Source organism: Thermomicrobiales bacterium (assembly GCA_037045155.1).
Lineage (GTDB): Bacteria > Chloroflexota > Chloroflexia > Thermomicrobiales > CFX8 > JAMLIA01.
This window is the reverse complement of record JBAOIG010000005.1, coordinates 1,241,559-1,263,369: the sequence shown is the minus strand read 5'-3', so window position 1 is coordinate 1,263,369 and position 21,811 is coordinate 1,241,559. Positions and strand designations below refer to the sequence as shown.

21 protein-coding genes are annotated in these 21,811 nt (G+C 63.7%); 10 read left to right on the top strand and 11 right to left on the bottom strand.

The genetic code is table 11. The features are described from left to right. Nucleotides 1-25 precede the first annotated feature (25 nt). The 3 genes from V9F06_15815 to V9F06_15805 form a co-directional block, all read right to left on the bottom strand. A complete protein-coding gene (locus tag V9F06_15815; GenBank protein MEI2619078.1) occupies nt 26-565 on the bottom strand; it encodes a VUT family protein in 540 nt (179 codons plus the stop codon). Nucleotides 566-648: 83 nt separating this feature from the next. Next, a complete protein-coding gene (locus tag V9F06_15810) occupies nt 649-1,077 on the bottom strand; it encodes a PaaI family thioesterase (protein ID MEI2619077.1) in 429 nt (142 codons plus the stop codon). A 1-nt stretch (nt 1,078) separates the two neighbouring features. Next, entirely contained in the window at nt 1,079-2,266 is a 1,188-nt protein-coding gene (locus tag V9F06_15805) for an aminotransferase class V-fold PLP-dependent enzyme (protein MEI2619076.1), read from the bottom strand. Nucleotides 2,267-2,460: 194 nt separating this feature from the next. Between V9F06_15805 and V9F06_15800 the strand changes: the two genes are divergently transcribed. Together V9F06_15800 and V9F06_15795 are read left to right on the top strand one after the other, a co-directional pair. Beyond that, entirely contained in the window at nt 2,461-3,516 is a 1,056-nt protein-coding gene (locus V9F06_15800; protein MEI2619075.1) for a M42 family metallopeptidase, read from the top strand. Nucleotides 3,517-3,634: 118 nt separating this feature from the next. Next, a complete protein-coding gene (locus V9F06_15795; GenBank protein MEI2619074.1) occupies nt 3,635-4,597 on the top strand; it encodes a COX15/CtaA family protein in 963 nt (320 codons plus the stop codon). Here the strand turns inward: V9F06_15795 and V9F06_15790 are convergent, their stop codons facing one another. Next, nucleotides 4,598-5,188 (bottom strand): hypothetical protein, encoded by a 591-nt coding sequence (locus V9F06_15790; protein ID MEI2619073.1) that lies wholly within the window; start codon nt 5,186-5,188, stop codon nt 4,598-4,600. Then, nucleotides 5,185-6,585: an aminotransferase class I/II-fold pyridoxal phosphate-dependent enzyme gene (locus V9F06_15785; GenBank protein MEI2619072.1), complete on the bottom strand. Its 1,401-nt coding sequence runs from the start codon at nt 6,583-6,585 to the stop codon at nt 5,185-5,187. Before V9F06_15785 ends, V9F06_15790 begins: the two co-directional genes overlap by 4 nt. Nucleotides 6,586-6,711: 126 nt before the next feature. On the opposite strand from V9F06_15785, the gene V9F06_15780 reads away from it, so the two are divergent. Further along, nucleotides 6,712-7,629: a DMT family transporter gene (locus V9F06_15780; protein ID MEI2619071.1), complete on the top strand. Its 918-nt coding sequence runs from the start codon at nt 6,712-6,714 to the stop codon at nt 7,627-7,629. Nucleotides 7,630-7,638: 9 nt separating this feature from the next. Here the strand turns inward: V9F06_15780 and V9F06_15775 are convergent, their stop codons facing one another. The 5 genes from V9F06_15775 to lpdA form a co-directional block, all read right to left on the bottom strand. Further along, entirely contained in the window at nt 7,639-8,118 is a 480-nt protein-coding gene (locus tag V9F06_15775) for a DUF2231 domain-containing protein (GenBank protein MEI2619070.1), read from the bottom strand. A gap of 443 nt (nt 8,119-8,561) precedes the next feature. Continuing rightward, entirely contained in the window at nt 8,562-9,944 is a 1,383-nt protein-coding gene (locus V9F06_15770) for a dihydrolipoamide acetyltransferase family protein (protein ID MEI2619069.1), read from the bottom strand. Nucleotides 9,945-9,971: 27 nt separating this feature from the next. After that, nucleotides 9,972-10,958 (bottom strand): alpha-ketoacid dehydrogenase subunit beta, encoded by a 987-nt coding sequence (locus tag V9F06_15765; protein ID MEI2619068.1) that lies wholly within the window; start codon nt 10,956-10,958, stop codon nt 9,972-9,974. A gap of 80 nt (nt 10,959-11,038) precedes the next feature. Beyond that, a complete protein-coding gene (locus V9F06_15760; protein MEI2619067.1) occupies nt 11,039-12,073 on the bottom strand; it encodes a thiamine pyrophosphate-dependent dehydrogenase E1 component subunit alpha in 1,035 nt (344 codons plus the stop codon). A 215-nt stretch (nt 12,074-12,288) separates the two neighbouring features. Beyond that, a complete protein-coding gene (lpdA, locus tag V9F06_15755) occupies nt 12,289-13,689 on the bottom strand; it encodes a dihydrolipoyl dehydrogenase (GenBank protein ID MEI2619066.1) in 1,401 nt (466 codons plus the stop codon). A gap of 313 nt (nt 13,690-14,002) precedes the next feature. Between lpdA and V9F06_15750 the strand changes: the two genes are divergently transcribed. After that, complete coding sequence (locus V9F06_15750) at nt 14,003-14,278, top strand: SWIM zinc finger family protein (protein ID MEI2619065.1); 276 nt, start codon at nt 14,003-14,005, stop codon at nt 14,276-14,278. 21 nt (nt 14,279-14,299) lie between these two features. Here V9F06_15750 and V9F06_15745 read toward each other — a convergent pair whose 3' ends face one another. After that, on the bottom strand, nt 14,300-15,577 hold the full coding sequence (locus V9F06_15745; protein MEI2619064.1) for a glycosyltransferase family 87 protein: 1,278 nt from the start codon (nt 15,575-15,577) through the stop codon (nt 14,300-14,302). Between the two features lie 126 nt (nt 15,578-15,703). On the opposite strand from V9F06_15745, the gene V9F06_15740 reads away from it, so the two are divergent. The 6 genes from V9F06_15740 (at nt 15,704) to V9F06_15715 (ending at nt 21,791) form a co-directional block, all read left to right on the top strand. Next, nucleotides 15,704-16,555 (top strand): type II secretion system protein E, encoded by an 852-nt coding sequence (locus V9F06_15740; GenBank protein MEI2619063.1) that lies wholly within the window; start codon nt 15,704-15,706, stop codon nt 16,553-16,555. A 65-nt stretch (nt 16,556-16,620) separates the two neighbouring features. Next, on the top strand, nt 16,621-18,021 hold the full coding sequence (locus tag V9F06_15735; protein ID MEI2619062.1) for an FAD-dependent oxidoreductase: 1,401 nt from the start codon (nt 16,621-16,623) through the stop codon (nt 18,019-18,021). Nucleotides 18,022-18,208: 187 nt separating this feature from the next. After that, nucleotides 18,209-18,559 carry a hypothetical protein gene (locus tag V9F06_15730; protein MEI2619061.1) on the top strand — a complete coding sequence of 117 codons (351 nt, stop codon included), beginning with the start codon at nt 18,209-18,211 and terminating at the stop codon, nt 18,557-18,559. After that, the gene (locus V9F06_15725; protein MEI2619060.1) at nt 18,480-19,382 is read left to right on the top strand and encodes a sigma 54-interacting transcriptional regulator; all 903 of its coding nucleotides are present in this window, start codon (nt 18,480-18,482) and stop codon (nt 19,380-19,382) included. The genes V9F06_15730 and V9F06_15725 overlap by 80 nt, the downstream gene beginning before the upstream one ends. A gap of 53 nt (nt 19,383-19,435) precedes the next feature. Next, nucleotides 19,436-19,618 carry a hypothetical protein gene (locus V9F06_15720; GenBank protein ID MEI2619059.1) on the top strand — a complete coding sequence of 61 codons (183 nt, stop codon included), beginning with the start codon at nt 19,436-19,438 and terminating at the stop codon, nt 19,616-19,618. Between the two features lie 61 nt (nt 19,619-19,679). Then, on the top strand, nt 19,680-21,791 hold the full coding sequence (locus V9F06_15715; GenBank protein ID MEI2619058.1) for a VWA domain-containing protein: 2,112 nt from the start codon (nt 19,680-19,682) through the stop codon (nt 21,789-21,791). Nucleotides 21,792-21,811: the final 20 nt, after the last annotated feature.

Genomic DNA, 21,811 nt, shown 5'->3' with positions numbered 1-21,811 from the left:
CGACGGCCGACATCCGGACGGACGCTCAGATCCAGCCCGGCCGGCCCGAATAGCGTCGCCACACCATGAGCACGCCAACGGCGAGGAGAGTCATCCAGATCTTGCCGACAATCTGACCGCTGAGATATTCGAGCGATCCAAACGCGATCCACAGGAACAGGACGGAGTCGGTTACCAGACCGACGACATTCGACGCCGCTACTGCGCCGATCCAGTTTCGTTCGCGTAGTGGCGTGTAGACCGCGAAATCGCAGAGCTCGCTGAACAGAAACGCCGTCGCGCTGGCGAGCGCGAACTGCGTGGAGACTAGCGCCGACAACAACGCCCCGACGAGAATCGCGACCAGCACCCACGAGCGCCCCAGCGTGTCCTGGGTGATGTCGCGAAGCGTGAACGCAAGGCCGGCGAAGTACACGCCCGCCGGCGCGACCAGGCCGAGACCCACCGACACCACCCCGAATCGATTGATTGCCCAGTTCGCCGCAAAGACCGTTGCGATATACCCGAGAACCGCGATGATGCCGATGTTGGTCGCCCGACCTTCCATGCCCTGTCCCTCACCCACCGTGATTGCTCGATCGAAACGCCGCGCGACGACAGATGCGTCGTCGCGCGGTCTATCAGTGTACGCGGTGCGCGGTCTTCGGGTCAGCCGGTTGAGGGGTATAGGATCATTTGCGTGCAACGAAAGAGCGCGATCGTTTTGCCACTTTCGCGGTGGCTTACTGTCGCGTCCCAGACCTGCGTGGTCCGGCCCCCATGGATGAGCCGGGCCTCACATTCGATGACCCCCTGGCGCGCCGTGCCAAGGAAGTTCGTCTTGACCTCGATAGTCGTAAACCCGAACGCTCCGTTCGGGAGATGCGCGCGAGACCCGAACCCGGCGGTCGTGTCGGCGATGGCAACGACCGTCGCTGCATGAAGGTAGCCATTTGGCGCCATGAATTCGGGCCGGATGACAAGCTCGCTCGTCAACCGGCCTTCTTCAATCGACACGATCGATATGCCGAACAGCTCGGCGAGCGAACCAGGTGACCAGGCGTTCAGTGCCTCGACGGTCGAAAAATCTGGTCGCATGTTAGAGCGTGCCCTGGATCGACTGGATACCCTCGGTGAGCGCGCCAAGATCTTCGGGTGTGTTGAAGTAATGGAGCGAGACGCGGGCCGCTTCGGGGTTATTGATGTACTTCGTGACATAACGAATCGTGACGCCATGCTCGCCGGCCAATCGGGTCGAGAGATCGGGGCCGCTGATGCCGTCGACATTGAATGCGATCAGGCCGGCCACCGCCTCCTTCGGCGTCACCATCGTGACGCCCTTCAGCCGCGACAGCTCGTCATACGCCAGGCCGGCCATCTCCTGAACTCGCGTCGAGACCCAATCTTTGCCGAGCTCGCTCGAGATCCAGCGGGTTGCGGCAGCCTGCCCGGCCGTCAGGATCGTATTACGGCCGGCAGTGTCAAAGCGCGCCGCGCCGAGGGCCGGCGCGTAGGAGCCCCCGAAGTAGTCCAGCGTACCCATCGTCGTGCCACCGGCGACGAACGTCTGCTCAAAGTCGCCCACACGATCGGCGCGAACGTAGAGCATCCCGGTGCCGTCCGGACCACACATCCATTTCTGGCCCGACCCAGCATAGGCATCGACCCCGATATCGTGAAGATCGAGGGCAACTGGGCCATACGACTGCGCGGCATCTGCGACGACGAGGACATCATGCGCGTGAGCCATTGTCACCAGCTCTTTGAGCGGCAGCTTCGCGCCGGTCGTGTACGAGACGTGCGAGATCACGATCATTCGAGTCCGGGGAGTAATCGCGCGCTCAAAGGCCGCGACAACGTCCGCAGGATCGCCCCCGCCAAGACCGATATCAACCACCTTGACCCGCACACCGAAGCGCCGCTTCACCAGGAACGACGGCACCATCCCGCCGGGGTGCTCGATGTTGCTCATCAGCAGCTCATCGCCAGCCTGCCAGCGATAGCCAAGGATCGCGACGTACATCCCGTCGGTTGTGCTGGACGTCACTGCGATCTCGGACGGCACGGCGCCAACGTAGGACGCGACTGCCTCGCGAACCTCATTGCGTTTGCGGCCAAGGCTCGGAAAGTGGTCGGAGTCGATGCGCGCCTTGGTCAGATCGTGGCTCATCTCCTCTCGCATCGCCTCGTATGCGACGAGCGGCAACGGGCCACACGTCCCGGTGTTCAGGTAGACGGTGTCTGTGACACCAGGAAGCTGGTCGCGGACGATATTGATATCCGCCATGATTCCTCCTCATTGACCCTGATCCGTAGCCCCGCACCCACCGGGCCGGCTAGCGCATGATAGCCGAACATCGCTGCGCCGGGGATCCGTCAGCCGCAGGGCAACGGCCTGATCCGGGCGGATGATCGCGTGTCGCCATCGTTGAATGTGCGACGATGGCAGCCAACGGGCCGCGACACAGGAAAGGGTTGCCAATGAATTCGGTCGAGGTACTTCGGACATTGTCGGAAGCATTCGGTCCATCCGGGTTCGAGGACGAGGTTCGCAACGAGATCCGACAAATGGTCGAGCCGCTGGTCGACGACGTGCGCGTCGATGCGCTCGGGAACCTGATCGCCACGAAGCGCGGCAGTGGCAACCGGACGCTGATGCTCGACGCGCACATGGACGAGATCGGGTTCATGGTGACGTGGATCGAGGATGGCGGCTTCCTGCGCTTCACCACAATCGGCGGATGGGATCCGCGGATCGTTCCGGCCCATGCGGTGACAATTCGGACCGACCGCGGAACCTACATCCGCGGGATGATCGGGACAGCGCCACCGCACATCCTGAGGCCTGAAGACCGCGAGAAACCGTTCAGGATCGACGATCTGTTCATCGACATCGGCGTAAGCTCTCCGGAAGAGGCTGCCGCGCTGGGCATCCGGATCGGGTCGCCCGCAGTCATTTCGTACGGCTTCGAGCAGTTGGGCGACGATGTCGTTATGGGGAAAGCTTTCGATGACCGGGCCGGCTGTGCCGTCGTCGTCGGCGCTCTTGAGGCGCTACGCAACGAAACGACGGAGATCACAGTTGTCGCGGCGTTCACCGTCCAGGAGGAAGTCGGGCTTCGCGGCGCCCAGACTGCGGCGTTCCAGATCGACCCGGATATCGCGATCGCGCTGGAGGGGTCGATCGCAGCGGATATGCCGGGGGTCCCGCCTGCTCGCCAACCGACGCGCCAGGGCCAGGGTCCATCGATCCGCATCATGGATAGCGGCATGATCGGAATGCCGCGGGTCATCCGGGCTCTTGCCGAGACCGCCGAAACGGAATCGATCCGGTTCCAGTATCAAGTGCCAGCGCCGGGCGGGACTGATGCGGGTGTCATCCATCGGTCGAAGGCGGGTGTGTTGGCAGGGGTAGTGTCGTTGCCATGCCGCTACATCCATTCGCCGTATGCCACACTACGGCTCTCCGATTTCGAGGAAGCGGTTCGGCTGATTACCGCGTTTTCACGGCGGCTACCCGGCATCGCTGGTATCTAGCCCGGGAGCGCATGTGCGTTAGGTCACAGGCGCGCGACGAGCAAACAGCAATCATTGGCATAATACCCGTCCACCGGCGGGTCTATGCGTGTTCATGGGGGTGGAGGCGCGGGGCAGTATGGGGCAGACAGCAAAACAGGCGAATAGCGAGCGGGAAGCAGCGCCGGCCGCACAGCGGGGGTGGTTCACTGTCGAGCGGCTTGCAGTCGCGACAGTCGTGCTCGGCTATATTCTGATTCTGATTGGCGGCGTCGTCCGGATCGAAGGAGCCGGAATGGGCTGCGGCGACGACTGGCCGATCTGCAACGGAAAAGTCATTCCCACATTCAGCTACCTGACGACGATCGAGTACCTCCATCGCGTCGTGGCGGGCGCGATCCTGCTACTCACCAGTTGGCTTGTGTTTGCGACCTGGCGGCAAGCGAGACGATCCGACGCTCGTCGTTGGCTGACGGTCACCGCGCTCGTCCTCGTTCTGGCTCAGGCGCTTCTGGGCGCCGTCACTGTGTTCGCTGAGCTGGATCCCCGCGCGGTAACCGCGCACCTCGGGATGGCGCAGGCGTACTTCGCGATCATGATCGTGATCGCGTTCATCGGCTATGCCCGACCCGGCCGGCCGGCGCGGCCGGCAAGCCCGGCGATCGTCCGGGCGGCGATCGTCGCTATTGCTGCAACATTCGGGCTGCTACTCACTGGCGCCTATACCGCGTCCAGCGGGGCTGCCTGGGCATGCCCACAGTGGCCGCTATGCCACGGCAAGTATTTTCCGACAGGCTGGACCTCCGCCGACGTCCACATCCTGCATCGTTGGCTGGCGTTGATCACCATCGGAGCAATCGTGTGGCTGCTGGTCGTCGCGGTGCGTGACGCCGGAATGAGCGCGCGAGTCTCGATGCTGGCCGGCCTGGCGCTCGCGCTGACACTGATCGAGACCTTGATCGGCGCCGCGAACATCTGGACCGAGTTGGCCAACTGGGTGCGAATCAGCCACCTGGCCTTCGCGACACTCGTCTGGGGCGCGCTCATCGTTCTCGTTGCAGAGTGGCTCCCACTGCGGCTTCCAGCGCCTGCCCGGACCTGACTATCCGCGCCACCGGACCGCCGCGCCGACGGCAATACCGATCGGATCGCCGGCCGGCAGGCCAACATAGAAGCCGCGCGTCCCATCATCAAGGAACTGTAGCGTCTCCTTGATTTGGCGGGGTTCGACCACGCTGGATCTCAGGCAGAAGCGACTGAACTCGACACACGGGTGGGCCACTGATGCCTCCGCGAGCCTGATCCAGAGGCTCGGATCCACCTCGATCTCGATGCCATTCATCAACGCGCCGAGCGCTGGCGGGTCATCACACTCAACGAGGATGCTCTCGCCAGCAATTCCATCAACGATGTGAGCGCCCAACCTCTCGCGGATGCGCCGGTAATTTCCCGTGAAGCCAATCGACAGATCATTGACGCCATTCCGGTTCTTCGAGTCGGGGTGATGCCCATGATGGACATCGATCAGTCGCGCGCCGCCAACAACCGCTTCCGCGCCGTCCGGCGTGAGGATCAGGCGATCGACGCTCAGGATCGGGGATGGGTCATATCGACGCGCCCGAATCGGGCCAACCTTCAGTGACGCCTGCTGAATCTGTAGTCGGACGATACGTCCAGTCCCACCATCGCTCACATGGTCCTCGCAATATTGGTCAGCTGACGGACGAGTGTGTCGTTCAGCGCAGGAACAAACGACAGGTGTTCCGGTTTCATCAGGACACTACGCAGCACGGTGACAGTTGGCTGATCCCAGATGATCGCCGGGCCGTGTGCGGCCAGCAGTCTCTGGGGAACGACGAGCTTGGCAAAGAACGCCGGAGACTGCGGATCATGCTCAGCGGCAAGGAAGAGCTCATCGACGAGTCGGGATATCGCGCTGGCGGTGGTCGCCCCGCTGGATTCAGGTGTCGGATAGAGTGCGAGGATATCCAGATCCGGTTCGACGACGAGTCGGAAATACGGGCCTTCCGAGATCAATTCACTCCACAGCAACGCAGCGTCGCGACCACGCGCGACAATCGCACCGAGGCCCGTATCCGGCGCAAGCGGCAAGCAGCGAAGCGTCGTCCAGAGCGCCGCCGCCGACGCGCCGGCCCGCGAACATTCGAGGCTGATCTCGCCGAGATGCAGATCCCTGGAAGTGAAGTAGGTGTAGGGTGAATCGTGGACATAAAACCGGCCGACCGCCGGGTCGCGGAACAGCACCGACCCACATCCATACGGCTGCAGCCCGTGCTTATGCGGGTCAACCACGACACTATCGGCGTCTGCAATGGCCAGAAAGGGCGCTGGAACGATAGGCGGGTCGGCACGGCGCGCGAGGAGCATGAAGAAACCCCCGTAGGCCGCGTCGACGTGCACACGAGCGCCGTACTGACGCGCCAGCGGGATAATCTCGTGGATTGGATCGACCGTGCCAAGCCCGGTGGTGCCGGCCGTCGCCACGACCGTGCCGATCTTGCCGGACCGGAGCTGGGCTTCCAGCGCGTCAAGATCCATCCGCCCGGCCGTGTCGGACGCGATCGGCATGAACTCGATCCCGAGCACATCACAACCGCGGCCATGCGTGTAGTGTGCCTGGTCGCTCGCGGCAATCGCGCGCTCGGGGTACAGGGAGCGTGCGACCCAGAGCGCCTCGATGTTGGCGATCGTCCCACCACCGGTCAGGTGCCCAAGATGCTGCTCGGGGAAGCCGAACATCGCGGCGAGATCCGTGACGACTTCTCGCTCCATTCGCGACGTCGCCGCGCCGCCATCGAGCGCGTGGTTATTCGGGTTGATCTGCATTGCGATCGCGTAGGCGAGGGTTGCGATGGGGTGGGGTGGTTTCATCATCTGGCCGGCGTAGCGTGGATGACCGTACGGGTAATTCTCCTCGAGCCGCTCCGACAGCTCCGCCAGCGCCTCGGCAACACGGCTCCCTGGCACCGCCAACGTGTCGTCGGCCTCGAATGGACCACGCCGATCCTGCCACCGGTCGACAGCGTCGATCCCACGGCGGAGATGCTCGAAATATGCGTCCCGATCCACAACCCACTCCTCATTGTTGGCTGATCCAGCACGCCAATGCGCCGGCGAGTACACTTCGCGCCGGCTCGCTACACGATCGACCGTGGTCGTGCGGATCGAACGCCAGCATACAAGAAGGATCGCCTTGTGCGCCGCGCAATCCTGTTGCTCGCGCTCTGCCAGGTCGTCTGGTCATTCGGAGGCGTCATTATCCGCTGGGAACCGCTGCCGCCGTCCACGCTGATGGCGACCGCGCTGCTCATCTCCGGGAGTCTGCTGGCACTGCTAACGCCCCGTCATCGGCTACGACTGCCCAGCTGGCGGCTTCGCGCCGAGGCGCTCGGGTTTGGCGTTGCCAACGGCGCAACCAACTTGCTGATGGCCACTGCCGTGACGATGGCTGGAATCGGCAACGCCTCGTTTGCGTTCGCGTCATTGCCCCTCTGGATGGTTCTGGTGGCGCGCCCGCTGCTGGGAGACAGGGTTCCATCACGAGCGATCCCAGCTCTGGCGATCGGCGCAGCGGGCATCGGATTACTGCTGCTGGCGGGCAGAGGCTCAGAGAGCGGCGACAACGTGCTGGGCGGGCTCGTCATCGCGCTCGTCGCGGCGGTTATCGGGTCCGTTGGCGCTCTGGCCGGCCGCAGACTCGTTCCGACCGTCGGCGTCGATGCAACTGCCGCCTGGACGATGCTGGTTGGTGGGCTGGTTCTGGTTCCGTTTGCCGACTGGAGTGCGGTGGGGAATATGGTCTGGTGGGTAGTTCCCGTGCTGCTCGCCTGGGTCGGCGCACACTACATCCTGGCGCCGGTGACATATAACCGCGCGTCTGTCACTGCCCCGGCGTTCGTTATCGCTGTCGCCACCTTCGTCAACCCCGCTCTATCACCCGTCTGGGGCGCCATCTTCTACGGAGAGCGGGTCACCATCCTCGCCGTCGGCGGGCTGGCGCTCGCGCTGAGCGCCAATGTGCTCCTGCTACTGACACTACGAAGTGCGCGCGCCACAGATTCGACAACGGAGCTCGAGGCCGAAGCAACGCCGGCCGGAGCGATGGCGCCATAGGGTGCAACACTAGCCATGAGCAATCTGACGCTCATCGGCGGGTGGCGCTGGCGACGCAAGTGTCGTCGCTGGTAGCTGGCACGCCTCAACACGATCGTCCTCCGAGAAGCCGAGGCGCGCGACCGGCTGCGTCGGAAGCCCGCTATCGATCATGCCGGTCACCAACATGACCACAGTTCCAGACCAGACAAGCAGGAGCGACCCCACGCCCAGCGCGCCTTGATCACCTGTGCGGGTCAACCAACCGGCCACGATTAAGACAAGCGCAACGATGTTCCCGACGCCGCGCCAGGTTGCCGCCCGCCTCTCGGCCGACCCGATCGGCATCTGGGACCGTTCGATAGTGCCGATGACTGCGGCCGGCAAGCCAGCCACGAGCCCGACGATGATCAGCGTGTTCGATAAGCTCTCCAAACGATCCGCGCCAGCGAGCACGCGCAGCACGTCAAGAGCAGCAACGAGCGAGAACGCGACAGCCGACACAATCATGAGGGGCGGGTACAGACGACGACGACGCGAATGAATCGGCCCGCGCCAGCCAGGCTCGGGCTCAAGCCTCGAGTACCGCGACCGGAGATATGACTCACGCCTCGCACGCAGATCGGCCGCTCGCTGGCGTCGATTATCCAGAGACATCCCAACCACCCGTTCATATAGCTAGCGAGGCGTCCCCGCGACGCGTGAATCGTCCGGGAGCGCGAATCGCGCAACAATCTAATAGCGACAAACGCAAGACAGACGCCATCCCTACTGCACGCCAAACCGGGGCACGACGCAACGTTTCTTATCGACACCGCGAAGTCAGGAACGACGGCATCGGGCCAGCGCGCTGCGTTGCCCGCAACGTGTCATGCCTGGCGTCGTTTCTACGGCCCAGCACGCGAACGGCCCGGCCAGTATGGCCGGGCCGCTGCACTTTATCTCGCTGGCGATCAGTAGATCGACGCGTCGGTCGGATAGGTCTCGAGGCCGCGCTTGACGGTGGCCAGGAAACGGGTCGCCGCGAGCCCGTCGAGCAGACGATGATCGATCGAAAGCGACAGATTCATCATCGGCCGGATGGCGATCGCGTCGTCGACGACGACCACTCGCTTGACGATCGCCTCCATCGAAAGGATCGCGCTCTGTGGTTGGACGATGATCGGCGTCGAGAATAGCGAGCCGAGCGTGCCGGGATTGTTCAGGGTGAATGTCCCCCCGTGCACCTCATCGGCCGACAGGCGGTTGGTCCGTGCGCGTTCGGCAAGGTCGTGGACCGCGCGTGCGATTCCGACAACGTTTTTCTCGTCGGCGTTCGCGATTACCGGGACGATCAGCCCCTCCTCCAAGGCAACCGCGACACCGATATTGACTGCCTTCCGTCGGATGATTCGACCGTTATCCCAGACGGCGTTCACATTCGGGTGCTCGCGGAGCGCGTTGGTAACGACGCGGACGAGGAACGGGAAGTAGGTCAGCCCGAAGCCTTCGCGTCGGGCAAACTCATCCTTATGCCGGTTGCGGACGGCCATGACGTTGGTCATGTCTACCTCCATCCAGACCGTCACGTGCGGGGCGGTCTGAACCGAGCGGACCATATGCTCCGCGATCTGGCGACGCATGATGCTGGCGTCGACGACCTCATCACCTGGCCAGAGCTCGACCTGCGGGGCAGCGAACTGTGGCGCGGCAAACGGAACCGGAGGCGCAACGGGCGGCTGGACCAGCGGTGGCAGTGGCGCGACTGGCGGCGCAGCATACGCGGCCGGCTGTTGTCGCCGACGCTCGATCTCGGCCAGGATGTCTGCCTTGGTCACCCGGCCTCCAAGGCCGGCGCCGCCGATTGTCGACAAGTCGATCTCGTGCTCTTCGGCGAGCCGACGGACGATCGGCGACGACCGAATGCGCAACATCTCACGCTCGTCGCGGTTCGCGCGAGCATGGGTGAGATCGCCGGATGACATCGCTGACACGGAAGGAGCAAGCTGATCGGGGGGGACCCGCTCGGTCAGCGTCGCCACCCCCGGCTCAGTGTCCACGGCGGTCTGAGTCGGAGCGCTGGTGTCGGTCGTCGCGGCTTCGCCGCCTTCGTCGATCACGCAGATCGTGCCACCAACCGGGATCGTCGCGCCTTCGTCGCCGACGATCGCGACGATCGTGCCAGAGATCGGCGCAGGGATCTCCGCCGTTACCTTGTCGGTCACGACCTCGACCAGCGGCTCGTATTTCTCGACCGTATCGCCCACCTGCTTCAGCCATGCGCCAAGCGTGCCCTCGGTGACGCTCTCGCCGAGCTTTGGCATCGTAATCGTCGTGCCTTGTTTCGTGCTGGACATCGTTGTCCCTCCTCGGCCCCGCGCGGGCTAGTAGGCGGCGAGCCTGTCGATCGCCAGGCGAATGTCATCGGCAGTGATCAGGTACGCCTTCTCCAGCGGAGGCGAATACGGCATCGCCGGGACCTCCGGGCTGGCCACGCGCACAATCGGCCCATCGAGGTACCCGAATGCCTCTTCGGCGATGGTCGCCGCGATCTCCCCACCGAGACCACCGAACTTGTTGGCCTCGTGGACGATGATGACCTTCCCGGTCTTCATCACCGACTCGAGGATCGTTGTCGTGTCCAGTGGTCGCAGGGATCGCAGATCGATCACCTCAATCGTTGCCTGTTGCTCTTGCGTATAGCGATCCACCGCCTGAACGACCTCCTGGAGATACCAGCCGTAGGAGATGATCGTCATGTCCGAACCCTCGCGGACGATCCTGGCCTTGCCCAATGGCACCGTGTAGCGCTCGTCCGGCACATCGGCGCGGACGGCGCGATAGGCTCGCTTGTGCTCCAGGAACAGCACCGGGTCCGGATCGTGAATCGCGGTGCTGAGCAGGCCCTTCGCGTCGTAGGGGTCAACCGGGGCAACCACCTTCAGGCCGGGGATATGCGTGAATAACGCCTCAAGGGATTGCGAGTGATATAGCGCCCCGTGGATACCCCCGCCGTATGGCGCGCGGATAACGATCGGACACTCGAAATCGCCACCAGATCGATACCGGGTCTTTGCCGCCTCGTTCATGATCTGATTCATGGCCGGATGGATGAAGTCGAGGAACTGGATTTCGGCCACCGGCAGCATGCCGTTCGCAGCCGCGCCGATGGCGACGCCGATGATCGACGACTCGGCTAGCGGCGCGTCGATGACACGCATATGGCCAAACTCCGCCAGGAGTCCGTCGGTAACCCGAAAGACACCACCGCGTTGACCGACATCCTCTCCGAGCACCATCACACGCTCGTCGTGCGCCATCTCTTGATGGAGACCCTCACGAATCGCCTCAATCAGTAGCTTCGTTGCCACATGTCCTCCCGAGCTACGTGCGACCTCGCACGACAGGCACTGCTCTCCAGGGACGCAGTGATCGGACGCCATCGTCGCGACTAGACCGTTCGGCCCTCTTCGGCGTAGACGTGCTTGAACGCCTCGCTCGGATCCGGGAGCGGAGCCTGCTCTGCGTAGTCTGTTGCGTCGTTCACGGCGGCCTTTACCCGAGCCAGTATCTCCGCCTCATGCGCATCGTCCAGCGCGCCAAGATCGAGCAATCGCTGGCGGGTAATGACGAGCGGGTCGCGCTGCTTGTACGACTGAACCTCTTCGCGGCTGCGATAGAACCGATCGTCGTCGTCCGACGAGTGTGGGGTCATCCGGTTCATGACCGCCTCAAAGAGCGTTGGTCCGTCACCGCGTCGCGCCCGTGCAACCGCCTCACGCGCAGCGAGGTACACCTCGACCGCGTCGGCGCCATCGACACGCACGCCTGGCATGCCGTAGGCGGCCGCGCGCTCGGCGACCGTCTTTACCGCCATCTCCATGTCCATCGGGACGGAGATGGCATAGTGATTGTTCTGGACAAAGAAGATCACGCCAAGCTTGTGAATCGAGGCCCAGTTGAGCCCCTCATGGAAGTCGCCCTGAGACGTTCCGCCCTCCCCGATCGAGGTGACAACAACGGTGTCTTCGCCGCGCATCTTCGCGGCCAGCGCGAACCCCGGCGCCTGGGCGATCTGTGAGCCGACCGGGCTGGAGACTGTGTAGAAGTGGTGCTCGCGTGAGCCGTAGTGACCCGGCATCTGCCGGCCGCCAGAGTTCGGCTCGGCCGCCCGACTGAGCAGCGAGAGCATTGCGTCGCGGGGAGTGTGACCAAAGTGGAGGACGAGCGCGAGGTCGCGGTAGTACGGGAACAGCCAGTCCTTCGATGGATCGAGCGCGAATCCCATCCCAACCTGGGCAGCCTCGTGGCCCTGGACCGAGATCACGAACGGCGCGCGACCGGAGCGATTGAGCAACCACATCCGTTCGTCAAGCTGACGTGCGAGAACCATCGTCTCGTACAAACGCCGCAAATCGTCGTGCGACAGATCTCCCACCACATCGCGGGATACCGTTGCCGCACCGCCTGAGCCATTGCTCGCCATAGTGCTGCCTCCTTCGCCCTTCCAGCCCTCCATTGGACTGGCTCGTCACCAGTGAGCAGGTCGCACAGTGTCTCGATAGCAGATATCCGCATATCGCGAACCACCGCGCCGGTTGGCTATTCACTTCGCTGCCGAGTAATCGTCGGTCTGGTCTGCCAGCACCCCTTCTACTGAGCGGGGCGACCGGCAAGCCGGTCGCCCCGTGGATCGCGCGTTTAAATATGGAGCGGCCGGCCGAATACAGCGAGCGCGGCCTCGTGGATCACTTCGGAGATCGTCGGGTGCGGGTGAACAGTGATCGTCAACTCCCAGGCGGTGGCTTCGAACATCATTGCCAGGCCCGCTTCAGCGATCAGCTCGGTTGCGTGGCCACCCAGCAGGTGGACGCCGAGAATCTGATCGGTGTCGCCATCGACGACCAGCTTGGCGAAGCCGACCGCCTCGCCCTCAATTCGCGCCTTGCCATTGGCTGATAATGGGAACTTGCCGACCTGGACGTTGTACCCGGCGTCGCGCGCCTTCTTCTCGGTCAACCCGACGGATCCAATCTCGGGGGCGCAGTAGGTAACCCAGGGGATCTTGCCGTAATCGAGCGGGTGCGGCTTCTCGCCAGCGATCAGCTCGACTGCGACGACACCCTGGTGCATCGCAGTGTGGGCCAGCTGCTGCTTGCCGGTGACATCGCCAATGGCAAAAACGCCGGGGATGTTGGTTCGCATGTACTCGTCCACGGCGATATATCCATCGACGACGTTGATGCCCATATCCTCGAGGCCAATACCCTCGTAATTGCCATACCGTCCAGTCGCGACCAGCAGCGCGTCCGCCTCGATGATCTCTTCTTTTCCGCCGGGGCTGATCCGCATCTTGACCCCGGAATCGCTGATTTCGAAGTCATCGGCGGTTGGTCTCACGTTAGGAATGACGCGGATGCCACGGCGCTGGAACGCGCGAGTGAGATCCTTCTGGACTTCTTCGTCCTCGTTCGGGGCGACACGCCCAACAAGCGTGACCTCGCAATCAAAGTCACGATAGGTGCTGGCAAACTCCAGCCCCGTCGCGCCGCCGCCACGGACAATCACGCGCTTGGGAAGATATGGCTCGGTCGTAGCGTGGTCGCTGTTGAACACCCGCTTGGGATCCCAGTCCAGCCCGGCGATCGGGCGCGGCGTCGAGCCGGTGTCGATGATAATGTTCTTCGCCGACAGCTCGCGCGAGGCGCCGTCCGACTCCTGGACCCTGATCGTGGTCGGGGAGGTCAGCACGCCATAGCCCTCGATCGTGTCGATCTTGTGCTTGCGGAACAGAAACTGGATACCTTTGTAGTTCTGTTCGACGACCTTTCGGGCGTTTGCCATCGTGACCGAGTAGTCCAGCGAAATCTCACCGGGCGTCACGCCATACGTGCTAGCGCCTTTGACGGTCGCCGCAACTGACGCGCCCTTCAGCAACGCTTTCGCCGGGATGCAGCCGCGGTGGACGCACGTGCCGCCGACGAGATCCTTCTCGACGACCCCGACCCGCATGCCGAGCTGCGCGGCGCGAATCGCCGCAACATAGCCACCGGTCCCGCCACCGAGAAAGAGGACATCGTATACGTTCTGCTCCTGCGCCATTCCGACCTCGCCACTCCCATTCTGCCCGCGTTGCATCCAGCGTCACGCGATCCGGCTGCGCACTCATCGCGCAGTCACGCGGGCGTACCCTGGCGCCAGTCGCGCGCCCACGCCAGACAAGGCATGGCGGCACGGTCAGCGACAACGCCCTCACGTGCCAGTATAGCAGGGAGGCTTATCCGCCCGGTCCGACAGCGGCACAATCAGTGGCTGTTTTCCGCGTCCAGACGCCGAATCCGAGTGGGAGCCACGCTCGAAAATCGATATAATTCGACGGTCGATTGATTCGGTCGAAACGCGGGTGAAAATGACAATGACGAGTGTCTGGACGGTAACCCCGCTATCGATCTGGCGGCGAATGGCCGACAAGGCCGGCCGCGAGGGACTCCGCGCATACCGCCTCAATGGCAACCCACGCTACTGGGCAGTATCGAGCAAGAGCGATCCGACGGCCGCATACGAGGTCACCGTCCACGATGGCCACTTACTCTGCTCGTGCCGTGGGAGTGAGTTCCGACCGTATTGCAAGCACCGCGCACTGGTGCTTCAGGAGCTCGGCGCGCTCGAACCGTTTCGCGACGCTGCGTAGCGCGGTGACGCGCCGCCGTCGTTAGCCGCCCTGCCGGTCGCCAGAGGAACCAACCGACATCTGCGCCGACTGCGCGGGGACCCGTGCCCTCACCTGCGCCTCGCGCCGCCGCGGCGCGAGATCACGGATCAGCCAGACCCACACCCCGATGAGTATCACGGTGCCCAGCGCAGCCGGCGCTCGCGAAGATTCCACAAAGACATACATCAGAAACGGAACTACCGAGAAGCTGACCCAGGTAATCGACGTGAGGCGACGCGCTGTATGACCGTCGCCACGCTCGCGAAGCGCGGCAGCCACCAGCCCGACGCCGAGCAACGCGATCACACCGGTGTGATAGTGGGCGTGGAGAGCCGTCAGCACGGTCGTGATCGCCAGGAGCCCGATCCCGAATAAAGAAACCTCACGAGCGTCAGACTGCCGCCAGATTCGGGCAGAGATGACGAGGACCAGCAATGTCAGGCCGACGACAAGCGGCCCCTGCAAGGCCGTCAGGTCCGACGGGAGGAGGCGAAAGACTGCGGCGCGGATGTTCAGCATGCCAGGCACGTTGATGACGGCATCGCCGGCCGGGCCGGCCATCCGTCGCGAAACGGCCAACTCGTCGCGAACCCCACCGATGCCTATGATCGCGACCGAGATCACGGCTTCGACCAGGCCAGTCAGTGCAGCTGCGATCAACGCCCTTCGCCGGCCAGTAATCGCCAGATAGACAATCGGCGCCAGGAGGAGCTGCGGCTTCAGCGCGAGCACCGCCAGCGCCATGCCGGCGCGTCCTTCGTGTCCGCGTCGCAGCAACACGACAAACGCCGCGAAGCCAAGCGCCAGCAGCCCGTCGGCCTGCCCGAGCATTACCAACACGAAGAGCGGCATCGAACCGAACACGAGGGGCGCGATCTCACGCCAGTCGATTTCGAACGCCGATGCCATCCCGCGAACTGCCAACGCTACCGCGCCGATGGCGAGCAGCATCCAGAGCGTTAATGCGACGACAGGGGAAAGAAGCCCGAGCGGCAGCGCGAAAATGGCTAACAGCGGTGGCGCAAGGTACGGATGCATCACACGATCGTCCCAGTGGACGTTGTATTGTTCGATGATCGGGAGCTCGGCGGCCCACTGTGCGCGCGTGTCGTAGAGATGCCGGGCCTCTCCGTGCAGGAGCATATCGGACGCGACCCATGTGGTCAGGTAGTCCATCCCGACGTGGTCGAAAGGGCCGTCCCGACGGAGCATTCCCGCAAGAACCACGCACTGCATGACAACGAGGAAGACGATGGACCACCTGGTGACGTGATTCACGCGCGAACGGTCCTCCTGTTGAGTCGATCCGCGCACGGCCAAACCCTGCCGGCAGCCGGGCGGCGCCTCGTTCGCATGAAGAGAGCACTAGATGCAGTAAGATCGCTCTCCGATGGGAGTATGCCCATGTTTCGACGATCTTCCCAAGGGCACGAGCACCACAGAGGCCCTGACAACACGATCGATTACGGCCAACCGTTTGGCTGGTGGGGTTCGGGCTGGATATCGAGCAATGGGCACTCGCTCCTCTGGCTGATTGAGCGCGGCGCGCTTGACGTGCTGACAGCGGCGTTCCTCTCCATCGCGGTCGAGCTCCGCGCGTCGTTCATCGTGGTTGCCGAGCCGCACGAGGCCGGCAAGACGACGATGCTGACGGCATTGGCCGATTTCCTGCCCGACGATTGCGAGCCGATCTTCCTTCGTGGCTGGTACGAACGCTTCGCATTCCTGCAGTCTGCATCCCCCGATCAGGCGTTTCTGCTCTGCAACGAGATCAGCGCCCATCTGCCGATCTATCTCTGGGGGGATGGGGTGCGGAAGGTATTCGATGCTGTCGCGATAGGCTACCCGCTGGCAACGACGATGCACGCGCGCGGCGCGACAGACGCGCTTGAGCAGCTCATGTCCGTTCCGCTCAATGTGCCGGTCGAACAGGTCGCGCTGATCGACCTCGTCGTGTCCATTGAAGTCGGCTACGCCGGCAACCGTCTGTTGCGCCGTGTGGTCAGGATCGAGCGCATCATGCCAGGGCATGGGAGCGTGCGAATCGTCGAGCTGGCTCGTCGTGAGTCTCTGCACGACGAGATCATCTATCAGTCCGGTCGCTACGTTGCGGTGCTGGCGGAATTGGGCGGCTGTAGCAATCTCGAAGCCTCAGCACTCCTGGCACAACGGGCAAGCCAGATCGACGGCTGGCTCGCGCGCGGGCTCGCCGCTGCCCCCTCGATTCGCGCCGAGCTCGTAGCCACACGACGCTGACCCATTGCCTGCCTCCGAAACATCGCTAGAATGCGCTCAGCGGTGCGAGCGCACGCGGAATGAGGATGAGCGAGGCAGCCGGGATGAAAGACTATACGACCTATAGCTACTGGCTGGAAACATGTGGCGACGATCTGACCCCGCGGCCGGCGTTGCACGGGTCGGTCGATGTCGATGTTGCCATCCTCGGCGCGGGCTACACTGGACTATGGACCGCTTACTACCTGCTGGAACACGCCCCGTCGTTGAAGATCGCGGTGCTTGAAGCGGAGATTGCAGGATTCGGCGCATCTGGCCGCAACGGCGCGTGGTGCACGTCCGGCTTCCCGCTCGGGCTCTCGTCTCTCGAGCAGCGTTACGGTCGCGACGCCGCGATCGCTGTCCAACGCGCGATGTGGGATGCCGTAGACGAAGTGGGCGCCCGCGCCGAACGCGAGGGGATCGACATCGACTGGCGAAAGGGTGGCGGGTTACGACTGGCGCGCGGTCGGCACCAACTCCCAGCAATCGAGGACTCGTGGGCGACATATAACGCGTTCGGGGTGGCCGATCAGTTTGAGCTTCTCGGCCAGCGCCAGACCGCCGAACGCGTCCATGTGGCCGGCGCGCTCGGCTCAATCTATACACCCCACACCGCAACGATCCAGCCAGCAAAGCTCGTCCGAGGACTGGCCCACGCGGTGGAGAAGCGCGGCGCGACGATCTACGAGCAAACACGGGTGACTGACTTCACGACCGGAGCATGGCCGGCGCTCCACACCGAAACAGGCCATGCACGGGCAAAAACGATTGTTCTGGCCGGCGAGGCGTACATGAGCCAGCTCGACAAGACACATCGAGACGTATTGCCTGCCTATTCATTGATCACGCTGACCGAGCCGATCTCCGATGCCGACTGGCAGCAGATCGGTTGGGATGCCCACGAATGCGTGTCATCGGTCGCGCATCAGGTTAACTACCTGTCGCGCACGACCGATGGCCGGATCATGTTCGGCGGGCGCGGCGCGCCGTATCACTTTGGTTCGGCAATCCGCGACGAATACGACCGTCACGAGCCGACACACCGGATGCTGCAAGACGGGGTTCGGGAGTGGTTCCCGATGCTGAGAGACATCGAATTCACCCATTCGTGGGGGGGAGCGCTCGGATGGTCACGCGACTATATGCCGACCATGCGCTACGACCCGCGAGAGAACCTCGCGATGGCCGGCGCGTACACAGGCACCGGCGTCGCCACCGCTAACCTGAGTGGGCGAGTTCTGGCCGACCAGATCCTCGGCCGCGACACCGATCTCACGCGGCTCCCGATGACCAGTCATGAGCTGCAGCAGTGGGAGATAGAGCCATTCCGATTTGCCGGCGTCCGGGCAGTCCAGCGAGGATTCGCGAGAATCGACGAAAAGGCCGAGCGGACCGGGGTCGCGCCAGACGGCCGCTCGCTGGCCGAGCTGCTGGCCCGGCACTGAGTGACCGGACCTCGCGCTTGACACCCCCGAAGGCGGGGGTACGATTGGTCGCAGCGCGACCGCGTGTTGGCGAACGCCGTGGATGTCGCGACTTCTGAACGCCTTCATCACGCCACAGCCAACGGCCCCGGACCCGGACTGCGCCCTCCGGTCACCCGGCCCACCGTTGAAGAAAGGTCTGTAGAGCATGCCGGATCAACCTCGACCACAAACCCTCGGCGAGCTTCGCGCCAGTGGCTATACCGTGCTGCCGATTCGCGAGGAGATGCGCCGCAACCTGATCGCGCGATTACGCTCGGGCGAGCCGATCTTCGACGGCGTCGTTGGCTACGAAGAGACCGTCCTGCCGCAGATCGAGAACGCGATCCTGGCCGGCCAGGACATCATCTTCCTCGGCGAACGCGGCCAGGCGAAGACACGCATGGCCCGCAGCCTGGTCAATCTGCTCGACGAGTGCGGTGCCGATCGTCGGCGGCAGCGAGATCAACGACGACCCGTTCGAGCCGATCAGCCGCTATGCGATCGACCTCGTCGATGAACAAGGCGACGACACGCCTATCGAGTGGATCGGCCGCGAACGACGCTATGCGGAGAAGCTGGCGACGCCCGACACGACCATCGCCGATCTGATCGGCGAGGTCGACCCGATCAAAGTCGCCGAGGGGCGCTACCTGTCGGACGAGCTGACGATCCACTACGGCATGATCCCGCGGACCAACCGAGGCATCTTCGCGATGAATGAGCTGCCCGACCTCGCCGAGCGCATCCAGGTCGGCCTGCTGAACATCATGGAGGAGCGCGACGTCCAGATCCGTGGCTACCGGGTGCGGCTGCCGCTCGACGTCTACGTCGTCGCCAGCGCCAACCCGGAGGATTACACGAACCGCGGCCGGATCATCACCCCGCTGAAGGACCGCTACGGCTCGCAGATCCGCACCCACTACCCCGAGACCATCGAGCTCGAGATGGAGATCATGAGCCAGGAAGCGCTGCCGGCCGTCACCGACGGGGTTGAGGTGATCGTCCCGCAGTACATGCGCGAGATCATCGCCGAGATCACCCATCTCGCCCGTCGCAGCCACGACATCAGCCAGCGCTCGGGCGTCTCGGTGCGCATGTCGATCGCCAACTTCGAGAACGTCGTCGCCAATGCGCTCGAAGCGCGCGATCCGCCTCAACGAAAAGCAGGCAGTGCCGCGCGTCTCCGACCTGCGGGCCGTGATCGCGTCGACGACCGGCAAGATCGAGCTGGAGACGATGGGCGAGGTGCGCGAGGACCGCATCGTCGAGAAGCTGATCCAGGGCGCGATCATCGCGACGTTCAATCGCTACTTCTCCGTCCGCGATTTCGACCGACCTGATCCTCGGCTTCGACAACGGACTGACGGTCGACGCGGCCGACGACCTGTCGGCGATGACCTACGTCCATCAGGTCTCGCACATCGACGGCGTCCGCGAGGCGCTCGCCAAGCTCGACCTGCCCGGCAGCCCGGCCGGCGTCGCGTCGGGCGTCGAGTTCATTCTGGAAGGGCTGCACCTGAACCGGCGGCTGAACAAGGACCGGTCGAGCGGGGCGGGCGCGCGGTACAAGTCGTAGCCAATCTGCCGACAGATCCGCTGGTCAGCACGAGCACATCGAACACACAAGGGGACGAGCGATGAGCTTCGACTACTCCTACTACCGACCCAACCGTTACTCCCGCTGGGATGGCACCCAGAAGATCGAGGGGCTCTCCGCCGACGACATCATGGAGGCGATCTCCGACGACATGTTCGCCGATGGCGACCTGCAGCGCGCCCTCCAGCGGCTGTTCCGCTGGGGCATGGACAAGCAGGACGGCACGAAGATGCCGGGTATCCGCCAGATGATGGAGCGTCTCAAGGCGATGCGGCAGCGCGAGCTGAGCCGCTACGACATCGGCTCGGTGCTGGAGGATCTCAAACAACGGCTAGAGGAGATTCAGAGCCTCGAACGCGAGGGGATCGAACAGCGACTCGAACAGGGTCGTCAACGCCTGAACCAGCCCGAGGCGCCCACGGAACAGCAAGCCAGTGAGGCCGGCGAGCAGGCCCAGGGGCAGCCGGGCGACAACGCGAGCGATGACGGCTACGACGAACAGCTGCAACAGATGCTCGAGAACATGGCTCGGAAGAAGCTCGACGCGCTCGACAAGCTGCCGAAAGACGCGGCCGGCCAGATCAAGGCGCTCACCGAGTACGAGTTCATGGACCAGCGCGCCCGCGAGAAGTTTCAGGAGCTGCTCCAGCAGCTCCAGCAGCAGGTACTCCAGCAGACATTTCAGGGCATGCAGCAGTCGCTCCAGAACATGACGCCCGAGTCGATGCAGGACATGCAACAGATGCTCTCCGAGCTGAACGACATGCTCGAGGAGCGCGCCAAAGGCGGACAGCCGGACTTCGAGCGCTTCATGCACCGCTGGGGGCACTACTTCGGCAACGACGTCAACTCACTGGACGAGCTGATGGATCGCATGGCCCAGCAGATGGCGGCCATGCAGTCGCTGATGAACTCGATGACCCAGGAGCAGCGTGCCGAGCTGTGGAACGCGATGCAGGCGGTGATGAACGACCCCGGCGTTGCCGAACAGATGAATCGCCTCTCGGAGAACCTTTCGGGACTGATGGGGCCGAATCCCTACGCCGATCAGTATCCATTCCGTGGCGACGAGGATCTTTCGCTCGACCAGGCGCTGGGGTTGATGGACCGGCTGCACGACATGGATGAGGTGGCCGAGCAGCTACGCGGTGTCCGCGACTGGCGTGACCTGGAAAACGTCGACGACCAGAAGATCCGCGAGCTGCTGGGTGACGAGTTCCAGAACGATCTCGACCAGCTCCGCCAGCTCACGCAGCTGCTGGAGGACGCGGGTTACATCCGGAAGACGCGCCGCGGCTGGGAGATGACTCCGCAAGGGGTGCGCAAGATCGGCCAGAAGGCGCTCAACGATATCTTCCAGCACATGAAACGCGACCGGTTCGGCCAGCACGAGCTCGACCATAGCGGGGCCGGCGGCGAACGGACCGACACAAGCAAGCGCTATGAGTTCGGCGATCCGTTCCTGCTCGACCTGCCGAAGACGGTGATGAACGCAGTCTGGCGCGAGGGCGCTGGCTCGCCGATCCATCTCGACGCCAGCGACTTCGAGGTCTATCGCACCGAGCAACTGACCCAGTCATCGACCGTGCTGATGGTCGACATGAGCCGGTCTATGCTCTACAACGGCTGCTTCGCGGCGGCCAAGAAGGTCGCGCTGGCGCTCGATAGCCTGATCCGCGGCCAGTTCCCGCGCGACAACCTGTACATACTCGGCTTCTCGTACATCGCGACCCGGATCGAGCCGGCCGCGCTGCCGACGATCTCGTGGGATGAATACAACTACGGGACGAACATGCAGCACGGCCTCATGCTCGCCCGCCAGCTCCTCGCGCGCCACAAGGGCGGCAACAAGCAGGTCATCGTCATCACCGACGGCGAGCCAACGGCGCACTTCGAGGACGGCCAGGTGCGATTCTCCTACCCGCCGACCTATCAGACGCTGCAGGAAACGCTGAAGGAGGTCATGCGCTGCACGCGCGAGAACATCACGATCAACACGTTCATGCTGGAGCGCAGCCCATACATGGCGGGCTTTGTCTCGGAGATGGCCAAGATCAACAAGGGTCGGGCATTCTTTGCCACGCCCGATCGGCTCGGCGAATACATCCTGGTCGACTACGTCGCCAACAAGCGCAAGACGGAGCACGCCTGAGGCATCGGCTGACCTGGTTC

Bases quoted from the DNA above. Each gene is read 5' to 3' on its own strand.
- V9F06_15750 (MEI2619065.1), top strand. From the start codon at position 14,003: ATGACGAGTGTCTGGACGGTAACCCCGCTATCGATCTGGCGGCGAATG.
- V9F06_15810 (MEI2619077.1), bottom strand. From the start codon at position 1,077: ATGCGACCAGATTTTTCGACCGTCGAGGCACTGAACGCCTGGTCACCT.
- V9F06_15740 (MEI2619063.1), top strand. From the start codon at position 15,704: ATGTTTCGACGATCTTCCCAAGGGCACGAGCACCACAGAGGCCCTGAC.
- V9F06_15800 (MEI2619075.1), top strand. From the start codon at position 2,461: ATGAATTCGGTCGAGGTACTTCGGACATTGTCGGAAGCATTCGGTCCA.
- V9F06_15715 (MEI2619058.1), top strand. From the start codon at position 19,680: ATGAGCTTCGACTACTCCTACTACCGACCCAACCGTTACTCCCGCTGG.
- V9F06_15805 (MEI2619076.1), bottom strand. From the start codon at position 2,266: ATGGCGGATATCAATATCGTCCGCGACCAGCTTCCTGGTGTCACAGAC.
- V9F06_15770 (MEI2619069.1), bottom strand. From the start codon at position 9,944: ATGTCCAGCACGAAACAAGGCACGACGATTACGATGCCAAAGCTCGGC.
- lpdA (MEI2619066.1), bottom strand. From the start codon at position 13,689: ATGGCGCAGGAGCAGAACGTATACGATGTCCTCTTTCTCGGTGGCGGG.
- V9F06_15730 (MEI2619061.1), top strand. From the start codon at position 18,209: ATGCCGGATCAACCTCGACCACAAACCCTCGGCGAGCTTCGCGCCAGT.
- V9F06_15720 (MEI2619059.1), top strand. From the start codon at position 19,436: ATGACCTACGTCCATCAGGTCTCGCACATCGACGGCGTCCGCGAGGCG.
- V9F06_15760 (MEI2619067.1), bottom strand. From the start codon at position 12,073: ATGGCGAGCAATGGCTCAGGCGGTGCGGCAACGGTATCCCGCGATGTG.
- V9F06_15795 (MEI2619074.1), top strand. From the start codon at position 3,635: ATGGGGCAGACAGCAAAACAGGCGAATAGCGAGCGGGAAGCAGCGCCG.
- V9F06_15735 (MEI2619062.1), top strand. From the start codon at position 16,621: ATGAGCGAGGCAGCCGGGATGAAAGACTATACGACCTATAGCTACTGG.
- V9F06_15775 (MEI2619070.1), bottom strand. From the start codon at position 8,118: ATGATTGTGTCGGCTGTCGCGTTCTCGCTCGTTGCTGCTCTTGACGTG.